13 protein-coding genes are annotated in these 15,774 nt (G+C 62.0%); 1 reads left to right on the top strand and 12 read right to left on the bottom strand.

Translation table 11 applies throughout. The features are described 5' to 3' along the window. Nucleotides 1-346: 346 nt before the first annotated feature. The 3 genes from IVA80_RS33585 to IVA80_RS33575 form a co-directional block, all read right to left on the bottom strand. Complete coding sequence (locus IVA80_RS33585; protein ID WP_247439352.1) at nucleotides 347-3,718, bottom strand: adenylate/guanylate cyclase domain-containing protein; 3,372 nt, start codon at nucleotides 3,716-3,718, stop codon at nucleotides 347-349. 42 nt (nucleotides 3,719-3,760) lie between these two features. Further along, a complete protein-coding gene (locus IVA80_RS33580; RefSeq protein WP_247439350.1) occupies nucleotides 3,761-4,159 on the bottom strand; it encodes a nuclear transport factor 2 family protein in 399 nt (132 codons plus the stop codon). A gap of 262 nt (nucleotides 4,160-4,421) precedes the next feature. Next, nucleotides 4,422-4,577, bottom strand: coding sequence for a hypothetical protein (locus IVA80_RS33575; protein ID WP_247439348.1), 156 nt, complete (start codon nucleotides 4,575-4,577; stop codon nucleotides 4,422-4,424). A 1,219-nt stretch (nucleotides 4,578-5,796) separates the two neighbouring features. Here IVA80_RS33575 and IVA80_RS33570 point away from each other — a divergent pair. Next, nucleotides 5,797-6,171, top strand: coding sequence for a PRC-barrel domain-containing protein (locus tag IVA80_RS33570; protein ID WP_247439346.1), 375 nt, complete (start codon nucleotides 5,797-5,799; stop codon nucleotides 6,169-6,171). Between the two features lie 128 nt (nucleotides 6,172-6,299). Here IVA80_RS33570 and IVA80_RS33565 read toward each other — a convergent pair whose 3' ends face one another. The 9 genes from IVA80_RS33565 to IVA80_RS33525 form a co-directional block, all read right to left on the bottom strand. After that, nucleotides 6,300-7,163: a sugar phosphate isomerase/epimerase family protein gene (locus IVA80_RS33565; RefSeq protein ID WP_247439344.1), complete on the bottom strand. Its 864-nt coding sequence runs from the start codon at nucleotides 7,161-7,163 to the stop codon at nucleotides 6,300-6,302. Further along, nucleotides 7,163-8,353, bottom strand: coding sequence for a dihydrodipicolinate synthase family protein (locus IVA80_RS33560; protein ID WP_247439342.1), 1,191 nt, complete (start codon nucleotides 8,351-8,353; stop codon nucleotides 7,163-7,165). Before IVA80_RS33560 ends, IVA80_RS33565 begins: the two co-directional genes overlap by 1 nt. 9 nt (nucleotides 8,354-8,362) lie before the next feature. Further along, the gene (locus tag IVA80_RS33555; RefSeq protein WP_247439341.1) at nucleotides 8,363-9,514 is read right to left on the bottom strand and encodes a Gfo/Idh/MocA family oxidoreductase; all 1,152 of its coding nucleotides are present in this window, start codon (nucleotides 9,512-9,514) and stop codon (nucleotides 8,363-8,365) included. Continuing rightward, nucleotides 9,511-10,920: a hypothetical protein gene (locus IVA80_RS33550; RefSeq protein ID WP_247439362.1), complete on the bottom strand. Its 1,410-nt coding sequence runs from the start codon at nucleotides 10,918-10,920 to the stop codon at nucleotides 9,511-9,513. The genes IVA80_RS33555 and IVA80_RS33550 overlap by 4 nt, the downstream gene beginning before the upstream one ends. 130 nt (nucleotides 10,921-11,050) lie before the next feature. Further along, nucleotides 11,051-11,869: an ABC transporter ATP-binding protein gene (locus IVA80_RS33545; protein WP_247439339.1), complete on the bottom strand. Its 819-nt coding sequence runs from the start codon at nucleotides 11,867-11,869 to the stop codon at nucleotides 11,051-11,053. A 26-nt stretch (nucleotides 11,870-11,895) separates the two neighbouring features. Then, nucleotides 11,896-12,888, bottom strand: a complete 993-nt coding sequence (locus IVA80_RS33540) for an ABC transporter substrate-binding protein (protein ID WP_247439337.1) — start codon at nucleotides 12,886-12,888, stop codon at nucleotides 11,896-11,898. Between the two features lie 55 nt (nucleotides 12,889-12,943). Further along, nucleotides 12,944-13,753, bottom strand: coding sequence for an ABC transporter permease (locus tag IVA80_RS33535; RefSeq protein WP_247439336.1), 810 nt, complete (start codon nucleotides 13,751-13,753; stop codon nucleotides 12,944-12,946). Nucleotides 13,754-13,995: 242 nt separating this feature from the next. After that, nucleotides 13,996-14,703 carry a TetR/AcrR family transcriptional regulator gene (locus IVA80_RS33530; protein ID WP_247439334.1) on the bottom strand — a complete coding sequence of 236 codons (708 nt, stop codon included), beginning with the start codon at nucleotides 14,701-14,703 and terminating at the stop codon, nucleotides 13,996-13,998. A gap of 66 nt (nucleotides 14,704-14,769) precedes the next feature. Next, nucleotides 14,770-15,618 (bottom strand): VOC family protein, encoded by an 849-nt coding sequence (locus IVA80_RS33525; protein WP_247439332.1) that lies wholly within the window; start codon nucleotides 15,616-15,618, stop codon nucleotides 14,770-14,772. Nucleotides 15,619-15,774: the final 156 nt, after the last annotated feature.

The raw sequence follows: 15,774 nt of genomic DNA, 5'->3' as shown, positions 1-15,774 counted from the left end.
GCTCTGGACCGGATAGAACCGTTACCGTCGTCACGTTTGCTCATTTGTTTGCAAATTAATGAGCAAAGCATCTCACGCTTGAGCACGATCCGGGAAGGCGGCCTTCACCGGGGGCTTACGCGAGCACCGTCAGAGGGCGGCTGCAAGGGCTGCTGGGAGCCAATGCCGCCGTCGATGGCAGATCATCTTTCCACCATTCGGCCCTTCGTCGTGGGGGCCGAGTGCCCGCCAACACCCACCTTGGTTTTCAAGATTGCGCGAACATCAGCAGGCAAGCTTCGGTTCACCGGGAGCACCAGACCTGCGCCTAGATGCGGGTGCCTTTATGCGTCACTGAACGAAGGCATTAAACCTCAGCAAGTTCCTGCACGAGTACCTTGGCGGAACGAAGGTCTGTTGTTTCGAAGCCTTCCGTAAACCAGCCGTAAACGGAGCCAAGGAGGCCTCGCGCGTCGGCCATCCGCCCCTGGTCGCGCCAAAGCCGAGCCAGGCTCATAGCCGCACGTAATTCAAAGGATTTCGCGCTTTGGCTCTGGGCGATCTTGAGCGCAGCTTGCAAGTAATTCTCGACTTCCTCAGCTGGAGCACCACGAATGTGATGCAGTTCGCCATCAATGCATGCAAGTTCCGCCTCCCACATGTGCTCTTCGTTGCGCGCAGCAATGGCCTTCGCTTCCGCCAGGGTGGCCAAACCGTTTTCGTCGTCACCCAACCGGTGGTACGTCGCCGCGAGCATCCACAAGTACCGGACCTGGTACCAACTGGCTCCGAGCCTGTCCCGCTCGTTCAGACGGAGGCGCATGAGCGCCAGACCGCCGTCTACGTTACCTTCTTGTGCCATTGCCCAACCCCGTAGGATGAGGCCGCTCAAGCGCCAATAGTTCAGGCTGTGCTTATCGGCAAGATCGATGATGGCTTCGGCGTGCGCATGCACAGCCGCGATGTCACCCATCAGTTCCGCAAGCCCCGCTCCGCCATAGACCTGCACGTGCGCGGTAAGGTTCGTCTGGTTTAGCTCAGCAGCGTATTCAAACGCCGCGCGGCTGGTCATCAGGGCCTGCTCGGGGTAGCCTAGGATCCAAAGCACAACTGCCAAGTAGGGTAACGCCGAGGCCTTCGGGTCATGTACATAGTGAACTGGCGGCGGCCGATGCGTGTCCGGCTGATAACGACTCAAGATCGTTTCGAGCTCCGAGCGAGCCGTAAGAAAGTCGCCGGCATGCATGGCGGTTAGCGCCGCCAAACGATGTGTAGCTAATTCAAGTGCCGTGTCGCCGGTGCGCTCGGCGGCGCGCTGCGCCTCGGCAACGAGGCTCTGCATGGCACCAAAGTCGCCGCGCACGAAGTGGAAAATGAACTTCCCGCTAAGAGTAGCGAACAAGGCACCCGTGTCATCGAGTTCATAACAGAGCGCGTGAGCCCTGCTGAAGGCCGTACCCAGTTGCGGAGCCGTGTATCCGTGAATGGCAATCAGCGGACCTCCGATCGCCGTTTGCAGCGCGAGTTCCTGGCGATCGCGCTCCGGTCCCTGTGGATTGGACTTGAGTGCCTCCAGTCCCCTTGTGAGGTGAGTGATCGCTTCGAGATTGGCGGAACGTCCCGCTGCAATCCGGCCGGCCCGCAGCCAATAGCCGACTGCCTTTCCCGCCAGCCCACCCTGCGTAAGGTGTGAAGCAATCGTTTCCGGCTCGGCCTCCGCGCGGGCAGGATACTGTTCTTCGAGAGCTGCAGCGATGCGGGCATGGATCTGCTGCCGCTTGCTCTTTAAGAGGCTCTCATGCGCGATGTCTTGGACCAGCGCGTGTTTGAAGCTATAGCCAATATCCGGAGGTGCTCCACGCCGGAATATGAGCTCGGCTCTCAATAGCTCATTGAGAGCACGCTGGAGCGCGTATTCGTCGAGCGCTGTAACTGATCGCAAAAGATCGTGTCCGAATTCGCGCCCGATGCAAGCAGCGATCTGCGCGACTTCCTTGACCGGCGCCAACCGATCGAGGCGGGCCATCAAGGAGTCCTGCAGCGTCGTCGGAATCGCCAGCGGCGGCAACGGGCCTATCAACTCGTAGCGATTGCCATGGTCTTTGAGCAGTCCGGATTCAACGACGGCCTTGGTAAGCTCCTCGACAAATAACGGCACGCCATCAGTTTTGGCCAAAATCTGCTCAAGCACCTCTTGTGGAAGTATTTTGCCGCCAGTGATCCGGTCAACGATAGCCGTCCCTTGCCTGCGACCCAGTCGGCTTAAAGAGAGCGCTGTCACGTGCCCATGACCTGTCCAGCGCGGAACGAACTCTGGCCGGAAGGTGACAATCATCAGAATCGGAAGTTGCTGCACCTCGTCAACGGCCCGGTCGAGGAGTTCGAGCATGGTGGGGTCTGCCCAGTGAACATCCTCGTAAACGGCGAGCAGCGGCTGCTTTGCCGCGAGGCCTTGTATCTGCTCCAGGAGAGCCTGGAACGTTCGCTCCTTCTTCTGGTGTGGACTAAGTGCAAGTGGCGGGTATCTCTCACCTGTCGGGATTGCCAGGAGGTCCGCCAGAACCGGCGCGCATTCATGCACGTCGTTTGTTGCAAGAGCGAGCATGGCCTCGAGTTTATCGAGCTGTTCTTCTGGAGCGTCCTCCCGTCGTATTCCTGCTGCCCGCTCAAGGAGGCCAATGATAGGGTACAACGCGGTGCTGGTATGGAACGGAGAACAGAAATGGCTCAGTGGCGTGTGCGGCGCACCTGCGAGGTGGTCGCGCAGTGCGCGCACGAGCCGGGACTTGCCAATGCCTGCTTGGCCGCCGAGCAGGACGATCTGTCCCTCTCGCTCTTTCGCCTGCTCCCAGCGGTCCAAGAGCAATGCAAGTTCTTGATTCCGTCCGACGAGCGCGGTCGTTGCGATACCGTGCTGGGCATCGAACCGACTCTCGGCCGCGCCCTCGCCAATGACAAGCCAGGCCTGCACTGGTTCCGGGAAACCCTTGAGAGGCACCGTGCCGAGGTCCTGGTACATGAAGGCTTCGGCGAGTAGGCGGCGCGTTGACTCAGCGATCACCACATCACCAGGCTCGGCCAGACTCTGCAGTCGGGCAGCCAGGTTCGGGGTTTCGCCGATCACTGCGCGCTCACGAGCCTCTCCCTCGCCTATCAGTTCGCCGACCACGACGAGACCGGTTGCAACGCCGACGCGAGCGGCAAGCGCTACACCGCCCGGCTCGGTTAGGGAGGCGACCGCCTTGGTCACTCGAAGCCCGGCGCGGACGGCACGCTCCGCCTCATCTTCATGCGCCCGCGGCCAACCGAAATACGCGAGAACGCCGTCGCCCAAGAGCTTGGCTATGTGGCCTTCGAACCTGGCGATCTCGCCCGCCACGCTGTTGTGGTAGGCCTGCATGAGGTCACGCAATTCCTCGGGGTCGCGCCCTGAGGCGAGCGCGGTTGAACCGACCAAGTCGACGAACATGACCGTAAGCTGCCGACGGTCCGCCTCTGAGGGGAGTGCCGGCCTTATCTGTTCAGTTGGCTCACCAGCATCAATGGGGGCGGGAGCGATCGATGATGAGCGTGCTTGAATCGCCTTCAGTACGATCTTGCGCGGGCCGAGCGGCAAGCCAAGTTCTCGCAGATCGGTTTCAGTCAGATCTTGCAGGACATCCGGCGTGACTTCGGCTTCCTGGAAGGCCTGAGTGTAGCGCTCCAGCCCAAGACTGCGAAGCCATTCGGCTATGTCCACGCGAAGTCTCCTCGCGCGGCGCCAAGCGATACGACGGCGAACTCAGTTGAAGGTATGCAACCTCAGCTTCAGTGAGCCGTCCGCTTGACGCTCGAACACATGGGTGGCAATGCCGCCAGCACTTTGGCGGCTCCCATCGGGTCCCTTGCCATTGGCCGTCCATTTTGCGGTACTGTAGACGACCTTCTCATCTCCACCCACGTCTATGATCGTTAGTTTGTGATCAGTGAATCCGCCTGAAAACAGCCCAGCGAAGAACTTCTCGATTTCTTCCGGACCCGATATGACCTGATGCGTCGGTGGCAGCACTTTGGCGTTCGAAATATAGGTTGCGGCGACCGCTTTAGCGTCAGCTTTGTTGAACGCCAAATCCCAGGCCGCATAAGCTCCAGTAACTTCGGCTCCAACGTCGAAGCTCGTCGAGGAGGCCAAGTTCGTCATGATTCCCTCCCTCAGGTTAGCCCTGGTGACTACCGCATCTTATCACTGCTGGGCAGTGCGCGAAATCGGGAACGTGCGGGAACCGGGCTAGACCGGGGATCTAACGAGGGCATATCCATACTTCCGCTCACGGTCATTCGCGATCGTGTCGAGCCCGGCAGCAAGTGAGAAGACGGCCTCGTCCGTCCTTCAGGCGGCGGAAATCGTCTCCCGCCGAGCGTCGTTCGCGTTTGTGATCGCTTGAGGCCGCTCTACCTCAGAGCTAATGGCGTTGTTGGAAGTAAGAAGACAGCTCAAGATCGGTCAGGTGATCCCAGTATTCTGCTTCTGCGAGCAGCTTCCATTTGTTCATGCTGTTGTACGCGGCCTGTTGCCGGCACAGCGAACCCCTTGCACGCAAGCGCTGCACCTTCTCCACTGCGAACCTCCCTTCGCGTTTGTTTGCTTACAAGCGCATTTGTGTTGTCACAGCTTCGCAAATTGAATCGACGAGTGATAGTCCGCTGTTTGACGGTCAATCGATGACAGCGCAATCGTCTGACATTTCACCGACTTGGTCGGACCGAAACGACGCGGGCACTGGCGGCAGCAAAAGGCAGCGCGCAGAATGACAGCGGCGCGGCCTGCGCCATACGCAGGCATGCAACAAAGCTCGCATCGCACGACGGGTTGCCAAGTCGCAGGTGCATTCCATTTCAGGACTGAAATCTGAATTGTGAGCGGCCCTTCCTGGATGGTTATGCTCGCGATCAAACCGGGCCGGACAAAGTTTGATCCCGAGACTATTTTGGCCCGGCGCATTGGACTGCAAGATCGCCTTCGGGCGGTCTTTCTTTTTCGCCGCAATGAAACGGGTCCGGGACAGGACCACGCCGGCGCCCTTCGGCAAAAGTCGCTAGCCTTGCCACATCACAACAATGGCCCCGACGATTACACGTCGGGGCCATTCAAGATCATCAGGCATGGGTACATCCGCCGTGCCTGCTGATCGTTGATGCCACTGATTACCGCATCCGGTCTGGCACAGACTGTGGCGAGGCTGCGTCATTGGGGTGATGACATTCTGCCTGAAAGCTGATGACTGTCCACTACATCATTGGTGGTACTCCAACCAGGAAGCGAACGTGGGACCTGTTCGGGGCAAAACCAACGGCACCGATCTCGGACTATCGATCTGCTCAACAATTGCCCGCCGGATGGCACCTATTATTGCTGCGACCACTGCGTTCAAAAAGAAGGTGTGGCACCAATCTTCGCGATCATTTGTGAAGCAAGGTAGAAACCTTCACGGCGGGTATAAACCGAGGCGGTGGGGAGCCATCGCGTCGACTTTGCGGTCAGGTTGAAGCAGGATGACCAGCCGAAAAGTGACTGCCTTCGGCGGTACCGGCTTTTTGGACCGGCGCGTCGTTCAACACCTTTTGGACTACGGTTTCGCGGTCAGGGCTGCGTCACGGGAGTCTCAGGTCTTTGCAAGGTCATCGGGACTGGAGGTTGTTAGAGCCAATATCAGCGATGATAGATGGTGCTTGGCGCTGTGGCGGCGCCTTCGTCGTGAAATGTTCTCCGGAGTGCCAGGAACGACTCTGTAGCGGTCAGAGTTAAGTCGCCAAAACCCACTTGTGAGGGAGGAAGCCATGGCCCGCGCGACAGCCCATCCGGATCATCAATGCATCTCAAGCGAAGACATTCAGGGAACCAAGGTTTATGGGGCAGATGGAAAGAACATCGGTGAGGTTGATCACCTCATCATCGATAAGATGTCAGGTCGCGTGGCTTATGCCGTGATGAGCTTTGGCGGATTTGTAGGGTTGGGCCACAGCCATTATCCCATCCCGTGGGGCGCTCTGACATTCGATACGTCGCTTGGTGGTTTTCGAACGAGTATCACCGAGCAACAGCTGAAGGATGCACCTGAGTTCAGTGATGACTCGTGGCAGGATAGAGACTGGGAAACACGCACCCACCGGTATTACGGGACGCCCATGTACTGGGAGGGGCGCGGCCTGTAAGGCCAACGCACCTGAAAATTCTCAATCTCGGTTGCCAGTTGAACCATTCAACACCGAGCCGCGAGCAGAAGGCGAGCTTCAACACGCTGCAACAGGTCGCAAGCCCGTGAGGGCAGCGCGCGTCAGACCTACACGACCGTCTTATGGCGCGCGATGCAGGTGCGTAGCACCTCGTCCATCGGCTTGCCCCACCAATCGTTGGAAAAGATCTCGATCTCCGAATAGCCGGCAAAGCCTTGCGCCTCGACCGCTTCGCGCACCGATCTGATATCGATGACGCCGTCGCCCATCATGCCGCGGTCGTTGAGGATGTCGCTGGTCGGCACCAGCCAGTCGCAGACGTGAAACGCCAGAAGCCGATCCTTGCCGGCACGCGCGATCTGGCCCATCAGCTCCGGATCCCACCAGATGTGATAGACATCGAGCGCGACGCCGAGCATGCCGCTGCGACCGGGATCGAGCCGATCGCAGATGTCGAGCGCCTGCTTCGTCGTGTTGACGCAGGCGCGATCGGCCGCATAGGCCGGATGCAGCGGCTCGATCGCCAGTGGCAGCTTTGCCTGCCTGGCGTAGTCGAGCATCTCGGCAAGGGCTTCCTCGACCTGCCTTCGCGCGCCGGCGATATCCTTGGAAGCCTCGCTGCCCGGCCTGGAATATTGCGGCAGGCCGCCGACGACCAGCACGATGCAGGGCGCGCCGAGCGCCTTGGCCTCATCGACGCAGCGCCGGTTGTCGTCGCGCACTTCGCCACGACGCGACGCGTCGGAGGTGAACATGCCGCCGCGGCAATAGCCCGAAAGCGCGAGGCCGGCTTCGCGCACCGCACGCGCGGCGCGGTCGAGGCCCACGGCAGTAACCTGGTCGCGCCAGGGATCGATGGCGCGGATGCCGTGACGTGCGCAGGCGTCGATGATCTGGACAAGGTCACCCTGCTTGCGGACTGTCGCCGTGTTCAGCGACAGCCAGCGATGGTCGGACGAAAAATCGCGCATCAGGGTTCGATCCCGTGCGAAGCCAGCACGGTCTTCATCCGTCGCGTCGCCAGTTCCGGATTGGCGAGCAGGCCAGCCTGATCGGCGAGACGGAACAGTTCAGCCAGATGCAGCGTCGAGCGCGTGCTCTCCTGGCCGCCAACCATGGTGAAATGATCCTGGTGGCCGTTCAGGTAGGCCATGAACACCACGCCAGTCTTGTAGAAGCGCGTCGGGGCCTTGAAGATGTGGCGCGACAGCGGCACGGTTGGCCCCAGCACGTCGTGGAAGCCGGCTTCGTCGCCGGCGGCCAGCCGCGACAGCGCGTAGGACGCCGCCGGCGCGATCGCGTCGAAGATGCCGAGCAGCGCGTGCGAGAAGCCTTGGCTGTCGCCGGCGATCAGCTCCGCGTAATTGAAGTCGTCGCCGGTGTACATCTTGATGCGCTTGTCCAGGCGCCTGCGCATGTCGATCTCGCGCTGCTTGTCCAGCAGCGAGACTTTTACGCCGTCGATCTTGGCAGCGTTGGCGTTGATGATGGCCACCGCAATGTCCATCGCCTTGTCGAGATCCTTGGTGCCCCAATATCCCGTCAGCGCCGGATCAAACATGTCGCCCAGCCAATGAATGATGACGGGCTCGCGGACCTGCGACAGCACGCGATCATAGACTTTTGCATAATCATCGGCGTTGCGGCCAAGTTTCGCCAGCGCACGCGAGGCCATCAGGATGATGCGGCCGCCAACCTTCTCGACCGCCGCGATCTGCTCCTCATAGGCGCGGATCACGTCGTCGAGGCTCTTGGCATCCTCGACCGCGAGATGGTCCGTGCCGGCGCCCGAGAACACCAGCGCGTTGCGCCGCTTGGCGGCGGCGACCGAACGCGTGATCAGCTCCAGTGAAGTCGGCCAGTCCAGCCCCATGCCGCGCTGCGCGGTGTCCATGGCTTCGGCAACGCCGAGGCCGAGGTCCCAGACGTGCTCGCGGAACGCGATGGTCTTGTCCCAGTCGACGGTGACCGAAAGCCAGGGATCGTTGTCGGCGAAGGGATCGACGACGGTATGCACGGCCGAGAACGCGATGCGATTCAGCGGTCCCTCGAGCTTTGCGGGAAATGTCCGCGAGGCCGCGAGCCGATAGGTCTCGATCGACCGATCGGCTTTCGGCAGCTTGAGCGACAATGACGACATCGGCAAGACAGGCTTGTTCATGCTTGCTCCTCAGACCTTGATCGGCGCGACGTCGATCCAGCGCCGTTCCTTCCAGCTCTTCAACGCGCATTCAGCGAGCTGCACGCCCTTGACGCCTTCGAGCAGCGTGAACTTGTAGGGCGCATCCTCATAGACGTGGCGGATGAACATCTCCCATTGCTCCCTAAAGCCGTTGTCGTAGCTGACATTGACCGGCAGCTTCTGCCAGTCGCCGTAGAAATCGTGCAGCCGCTTCTCGTCCGGATTCCACACCGGCCGGGGCGTGGCCTGCCGCGCCTGGATCACGCAGTCGGAGAGGCCCGCGACCGCCGAACCGAGCGTGCCGTCGACCTGGAAAGTGACGAGGTCGTCGCGGTAGACACGCGTCACCCAGGACATGTTGATATGGGCGATGACGCCGCCCTTGAGCTGGAACGTGGCGTAAGCCGAATCGTCCGCAGTCGCCTTGTACTTCTTTCCCTGCTCGTCAAAACGCTCGGGAATGTCGGTGCTGCCGATGCACATCACGCTCTCGACTTCGCCGAAGAGATTGTCGAGCACGTAGCGCCAGTGGCAGACCATATCGAGGATGATGCCGCCGCCGTCCTCGTCGCGGTAGTTCCAGGACGGCCGCTGCGCCTCCTGCCAGCCGCCTTCGAATACCCAATAGCCGAACTCGCCGCGCACCGAGAGGATGCGGCCGAAGAAACCGGAATCGCGCAGGAACGCGATCTTCTTCAGGCCGGGCAGGAACAGCTTGTCCTGCACCGTGCCGTGCTTGACGCCCTTGGCATTGGCAAGCTTGACGACCTCGAGCGCCTCTTCAAAGTTCGTCGCGATCGGCTTCTCGCAATAGACGTGCTTGCCGGCATTGATGGCCTGGGTCAGCAGACCCGGCCGGGCCTGCGTGGTCGCAGCATCGAAGAACATGGTATCGTTCTTGTCGGCGAGCGCCGCATCGAGATCGGTCGTCCAGCGGGTGATATTGAACTGCTTGGCGAGCCCTTCGATCTTGTCGGCGCTGCGGCCGACCAGGATCGGATCGGGCATCACGCGGTCGCCGTTCTTCAGCCGGACGCCGCCCTGCTCGCGGATCGCGACGATCGAACGGATCAGATGCTGGTTGAGCCCCATGCGGCCGGTGACGCCGTTCATGATGAGGCCGAGGCGTTGAGTGGTCATGCCAATTTCTCCCAGAGTGATTTTGGCTGTTCGAGCGGGGCGAGCGCCGACCAGTCCGGATGGACCGACGTCGCGAAGCCCGTGCAATGAAGCGATCCCGTGAGGAGATCGCCGTTGTGAATGGAGAGCCGGACGCCCTGCCCGGCGTCGGCATAGAGACCGGGATGCGCGGCGGCGAAGGCCTGGGCTTCCGCGGCGGGCGTCTCGCCAAAGCCGTCGACATAGTGATGGCCGTTGCGTTCGGCGTGGGTGACGCCGATCAGGGCGCCGAGCGCGAGATCCTGCTGCACGGCAAGGCCGGCCTGGCAGGTGAGGTCCTCGCCGGTGACGAAGAACCTCTCACCGTCCGCGCTCCATTTCGCCGCGCGCGTCGCATTGATGATGGACTTGTAGAGGCCCTTGCAGGACTTCGAGGAAATGCCGCGATAGCCCAGCGCCCGCGCCGCCGGGAACGCATCGTAGGAATCATCGGCTTCATCGATGATGAAATCGCACGCGGCCAGCGAGCCGAGCGGGGATTGCCGGGTGATGTCGCGCGGCATCGGTTGCTCGACATAAAGCAATCGCGACGAGATCGGTCGCAATGCGGGATCGTGATCGAGCCGCTCCATCAGCGCATGCAGCGCCGCGAGATCGGCGTACTGCTCGTTTGCGTCGAGCGTCACCTTGCAGCCGCGTCCCAGCGCATCGAGTTCCTTGCCGATGCGGGCCAGCCGCACTGCATCGGCCACGGGATCGCCCGACAGCTTCAGCTTGAAATAATTTGCACCGGCGTTCTCGCGCGCATCGGCAACACCGCCCTTACCCTCGACCGTATCGTCGAGGCCGACGGTATGCCTGACAGCAACACGCGACAGCGGCTTCCGGCCGGAGAGAAACGTCGTGATGTCCGCTTCCGTCAGGTCAGGAGAAAGCCGCGCATCGATGCCGGCAATGTTGGCGGCCATCCCATCGAAGAAGTTGGTCTTGGCGGCGCGCAACAATGCATCGAGGATCGCCTTGTCGATCGCCGCGGGGCCATAAGCCGCCGCAAGCGCCGGAATGTTGTTTTTCGCACACGTCGCGACCTGGGCACCGATACACGAGGCATGCAGATCGAAAGCCGTCAGAAATCCGGTCCGCGCAAGATAAAGCCCCCGCGCAATCTCCAGCGAGCGCCGCAGGCCATCGACCGTCTGCGCCGGCGACAGCTCCGGCCGCTTGTCGAACCATTTCGGCACCAGCAGCTCGGCGCTGGCGCCGACTGCACTTCCCTTATTGTTGCCTTTGCCCTCGACCTCGATTTCGACCCGTACGAACAGCTGCGGCGTCGCATTGATCGTGATCGCGCCGAAGCGGAACGGCCGCGCGAAACGCACGGGTCGTTCGAAGAAGGCGATGTCTCGCAGCTTCAGGCGCACAGGCATGATCCTGAGAAGGTCGTCATGCCCGGGCTTGTCCCGGGCACCCACGTTCTTTGTCGCGCGGGGCAAAGCGTGGATGCCCGGGACAAGCCCGGGCATGACGCTCCGGAAATCGAAATTGATCTCATCGTCGCTAGTCCAGCGCCCCTTGCGAGAAGAAATGTTTGCGGATGCGCTGCACGAGCTCGGTGAAGACAGGGTCGGCCATCACATCGAGCGAGCGCGGGCGCGGCAGTGGCACGTCATAGATCGCGGCGACCGCACCGGGGCGCTCGGTCATGACCAGCACGCGGTCCGCGAGGAACACGGCCTCGGGGATCGAATGCGTGATCAGCAGCACGGTCTTCCTGGTCTCGCGCTGGATCCGCATCAGTTCGACATTCATGCGCTCGCGCGTCAGCGCGTCGAGCGCGCCGAACGGCTCGTCCATCAGCATGATCCTGGGATCATGCACCAGCGCGCGGCAGATGGAGGCGCGCTGCTGCATGCCGCCGGAGAGCTGCCAGGGCAGCTTCTTCTCGAAGCCTTCGAGCCCGACCATCTTCAACAGCGCCTTGGCACGGTCGAGATATGTTTGCCGCGGCAGCCGTTTCATGTCGATCGGCAGCATCACATTGGACAGGATGTTGCGCCATGGCAGCAGCAGCGCGTTCTGGAAGACGATGCCGACATTGCCGTGCGGCTTCGTCACCTTCTCGCCCTCGACCAGGATCTCGCCTGAGGTCGGCGGCAGCAGCCCCGAGATCAGCTTGAGCAGCGTGGACTTGCCGCAGCCGGACGGGCCGACCACGACGAAGAACTCGCCGTCGTTGATGTGAAAATCGAGCGGCCGCAGCGACGGCACATCGCCGTCGCGCGTCCGGTAGGTCTTCGACACGCCGGACAGTGTGATGCCCGACGCATCGCCAGCGGCCCGGTCGCTCACCAGTTTCAGATGGGCGGCCGGCTGCATGGCATCACTCGATATCGCGGCTGGTTTCACGAGCCGCTCTTCGGCAGATAGTCGTTGGTGTAGAAGGCCTTCGGGTTTTCCTTGGCCTTGGCGTCGAGCCCGCCATATTCGACCATCAGGTTGACGGAGTCCGTCATGTTCTGGTCGGTGACCTGGAACGGCCGCTTGCTCTTGGTTTCCGGCGTCCGGTAGAGCGGTATGGTCAGCTCAAAGCCCTGCGTCAGCGTATCGATCTTGCCGCCCTTGGGGTTGGCATCGAGGATCGATTGCGCGGCCGCCTTCGGCTCCTTCTCGGCGGCTTCGACCGCCTTGGTCGTCGCCGACATGAAGCGGCGGACGAGATCGGCATTGGCTTTCACGTAATCGGCGTTGGCGATGATGCCCGAGGAGACCATGTTGATGCCGTAGTCGGCGAACTTGATCGGATAGACGTCCTTGCCGGTGGCGTCCTTGATCTTCATGGACTGGTCCATGACATAGCCGAGCAGCAGATCCGCCTGGCCGTTGATGACGGCATTGAGCTTGGTCTGGCCGTCGCCGGCAACGGTCTGGAAGTCGCTCTCCTTCAGGCCGGTCTTCTTCAGGAACAGCGGCCAGATCTGGGTCATCGAGTCCGCCGGCGTGATCGCCACCGTCTTGCCCTTGATGTCCTCGGGCTTTTTGATGTTCTTGTCGACAAAGCCCATGGCGGACATCGGGCTGGTCTGGAGCAGCACGCCGGTTGCGACCACAGGCGCGCCCTTGATCGCGGCGCGCATCATGGTGGGGACGTCGACATAGCCGAAGTCGGCGGTCTTGGCGGCAACGGCCTGCGTGGTTGCAGCCGAGCCGCGGCCTTCCTGGATCTCGAGGTCGATGCCCTCGGCCGCGTAAATGCCCTTGGCCTTGCCGTAATAGAACGGCGCGTGCTCGCCGTAGACGTACCAGTTCAGCATCAGCACGACCTTGTCGGCCGCCTGCGCCGGCATCGCCGCGAACACCATCACCGCCGCCGAGACCGCTCCTATCCACCGCTTCATCGTCACTCTCCCTTGTCGTTATTGCCCGGCCGTTGGTGGCCGTTCGTTGCTTTAGTTAAGAAGCGAAAATCACGTCCTCGCGCTGGCTGACATGCCAGGGAATGACCAGCTTCTCGATCCGGTCCACGATCCAGAACAGGATCACGCCGAGCAGAGCGAGGATCACGAGGGCTGCGAACATCGTCGGCAGGTCGAAGGTTCCGATCGAGCGCTGCATCACGTAGCCGATACCGGAATTGGAGCCGACGAATTCGCCGACGACGGCACCGACCACGGCCAGCGTCACCGAGACTTTCAGGCCTGAGAAGATCGCAGGCAGCGCATGCGGCAGGTTCACCGCGCAGAACACCTGGAACCGGCTGCCCTGCATGGCGCGGGCGAGATCGACCATGTCGGGGTCGACGGACTTGAAGCCCTGCACGGCGGACACGACCACGGGGAAGAAACCGAGCAGGAACGCCGAAATCACTTTCGGAATGATGCCGAAGCCGAACCAGACCACGAACAGCGGCGCGATCGCGATCTTCGGCACTGATTGGGAGAACACCAACAGCGGATAGACGTAGCTCTCCACCGTCTTCGATCCCGCGATCAGCATGGCGACGGGGATGCCGAACAGCGCGGACAGCAGGAAACCACAGACGGTGGCATAGGTCGTCGGCCACGACTGGCGCAGCAGCTCCGGCCAGTCGGTGCGCAGCACTGCAATGACATCGCCCGGCGACGGGATCTGGTAGGCGGGAATCCTGAACAGCCGGATCGCGAGATCCCAGGCGACGACAATGAAGACCAGGAACAGGAACGGCCGGATCCAGGCCGCATTCAGCATCTTGGACACCGCACCTTGCGGCTTCAGCTCAGCCAATTTTCACTCCCGGTCGTCTTGTTCTTCGGGGAAGAAATTAACCCGTTGGATAAATACTGTCCAGCGGTTTCCCTGTGACGTTTTGTGCCGGGGTTCCCCGCTCGTCATGCCCGGGCATAGCCGTCTGAAAGACGGCGGCGCTTCCGCTCGCCTATGTCCCGGGCATCCACGTCTTCGCTCACGCGCGGACGCGTGGATGGCCGGGACAAGCCGGCCATGACGAATGCGGCAAGAGTGTAGGATTAAACCGTCTGCGCCACCGCGGTGCGCGACTTCGACGTCTTGGCGATCTCGAACAGCGCGGCCGATTGCCCCGTCAACGCGGCGAGCACGAGGCCGACCATGTGCGCCAACCTTTCGTCCTTGGCGTCCTTGGCGAGCAGGTCGCGGCCGAAGATCACGCTCAGCGTGGCCGAGTTCGAGAGATAAAAGAAGCAGAGCGCGGCGATCGAGATGTAGAGCTGGACCGGATCGACCGCGACCTGGAAGTCGCCGCTGGCGACGCCGCGACGCACCACGGTGCGGATCATCTCGACGAAGGGCGAGTGCATCGACTTGACCTTGGCCGAGCGTTTCAGGTGCTTTGCGCGCGCGAGGTTCTCGGTCTGGAGCAGCGACAGGAATTCGGGATTGCGCAGGAAATAATTCCAGGTGAACTCGATCAGGCGCCGGATCGCTTCGGGCGGATCGAGATGCTCCAGATCCAGCCCCCGCTCCTCGCTGCGGATCTTGTCATAGGCGCCTTCGAGCACCGCGAGATAGAGTTCGTCCTTGTTGCCCACGTGGTAATAGAGCATGCGCTTGTTGGCGCCGGCCTTGGCTGCGATGCGGTCGACACGCGCGCCGGCAAGGCCGTGGGCCGAAAACTCCTGCTTGGCGGCTTCGAGAATGCGCAGCCGCATCCCCTCCGGATCGCGCTGCCATTTCAGAGTTCGCTTTGCCTTCGCCAAACCGGTTGCTCACTGGGTGTTCTCAGGATGCCGTGTAACACGCGCGCCGGCGTTTGAGAACGTTCGTCATTCCACCGGCTTTGGCGAACGCTCCAGCAGCACGGTCTGGATGCCGCAGGTGCCGGTTCGGACCGTCATCACCCGCGTGCCGGGCTTGCGGCCGTTGCGGACCTCGGTGACGTCGAGGCCGGCGGCGATCAGGCGGGCGCGCGCGGCGTCGACGTCGGCCACCCGCCAGCTCAGGCCCCACAGACGGTCATGCAAGAGGTCGCCGCCCGCCACGGGGCGGCGCACCACCTCGACGATGAGGTCGCCGCAGCGGAAGAACATCAGCTGGCCCCAATCCTGGTGCGAACGGTCGAGCGCGAGGTCGAGCCCGAGCCGCGCGCCGTAGAGTGCGGCGGCACGCTCGGAATCCTCGGTCGTGATCACGACGTGATCGAGCGCATCGATCGGCGCGAAGTCGGTGGCAGCCGATAGCGGGCGTTCCTCGGCCAGTTCGAGAAAGAACAGGCGCACGCCGCGCGTCAGCTCCGTGGCGGCACGCGTACGCTTCCAGTGCAGGACGGCGTCGGTTTCGGCGTCGCTGCTTTCGACCTCGGCGACCGGATCGGGCCGCAAAGCCACCCGCTCCAGCCGCCGGTGCATCTTGCCCATGTCTGCGACACGAAAGCACAGGCTGGCGAGCACGCCTTCGCGGTCGTCAAGCAGCGCCCGCATCCGGTCCGCGGCGACGCTGAAGCCGCTCGGCGCCATCAATTCGATCGTCATGTTTTCAAGGGTGAAGAGCACCCGGTCGGCGCCCTCGCCGGAATTCTGCCAGGCCGGCGCGCGCCCGAGCAGCGTCTGATAGGCTGTCTTGGCCGCACCAATATCCCTCACCAGAGCGACGACGTGATCGAGGCCGACGATCATGTTTTCCCTTTCGATCGATCTGGAACATCCGGCCGAGAGACGGCATTTGTCCGGGCTTGGCATTGCCCGATGATGGTCGTATTCCGGCCCCAAGCCGACCTCAAGCGCTTCGGACCGCGATTTTGCGAATAATTTCAGCGGCCCATCAGCGGAACC

This window comes from Bradyrhizobium sp. 139, assembly GCF_023074175.1.
Classification (GTDB): domain Bacteria; phylum Pseudomonadota; class Alphaproteobacteria; order Rhizobiales; family Xanthobacteraceae; genus Bradyrhizobium.
The sequence above is the reverse complement of the archived record's forward strand: the minus strand, read 5'-3'. Positions and strand labels throughout refer to the sequence as shown.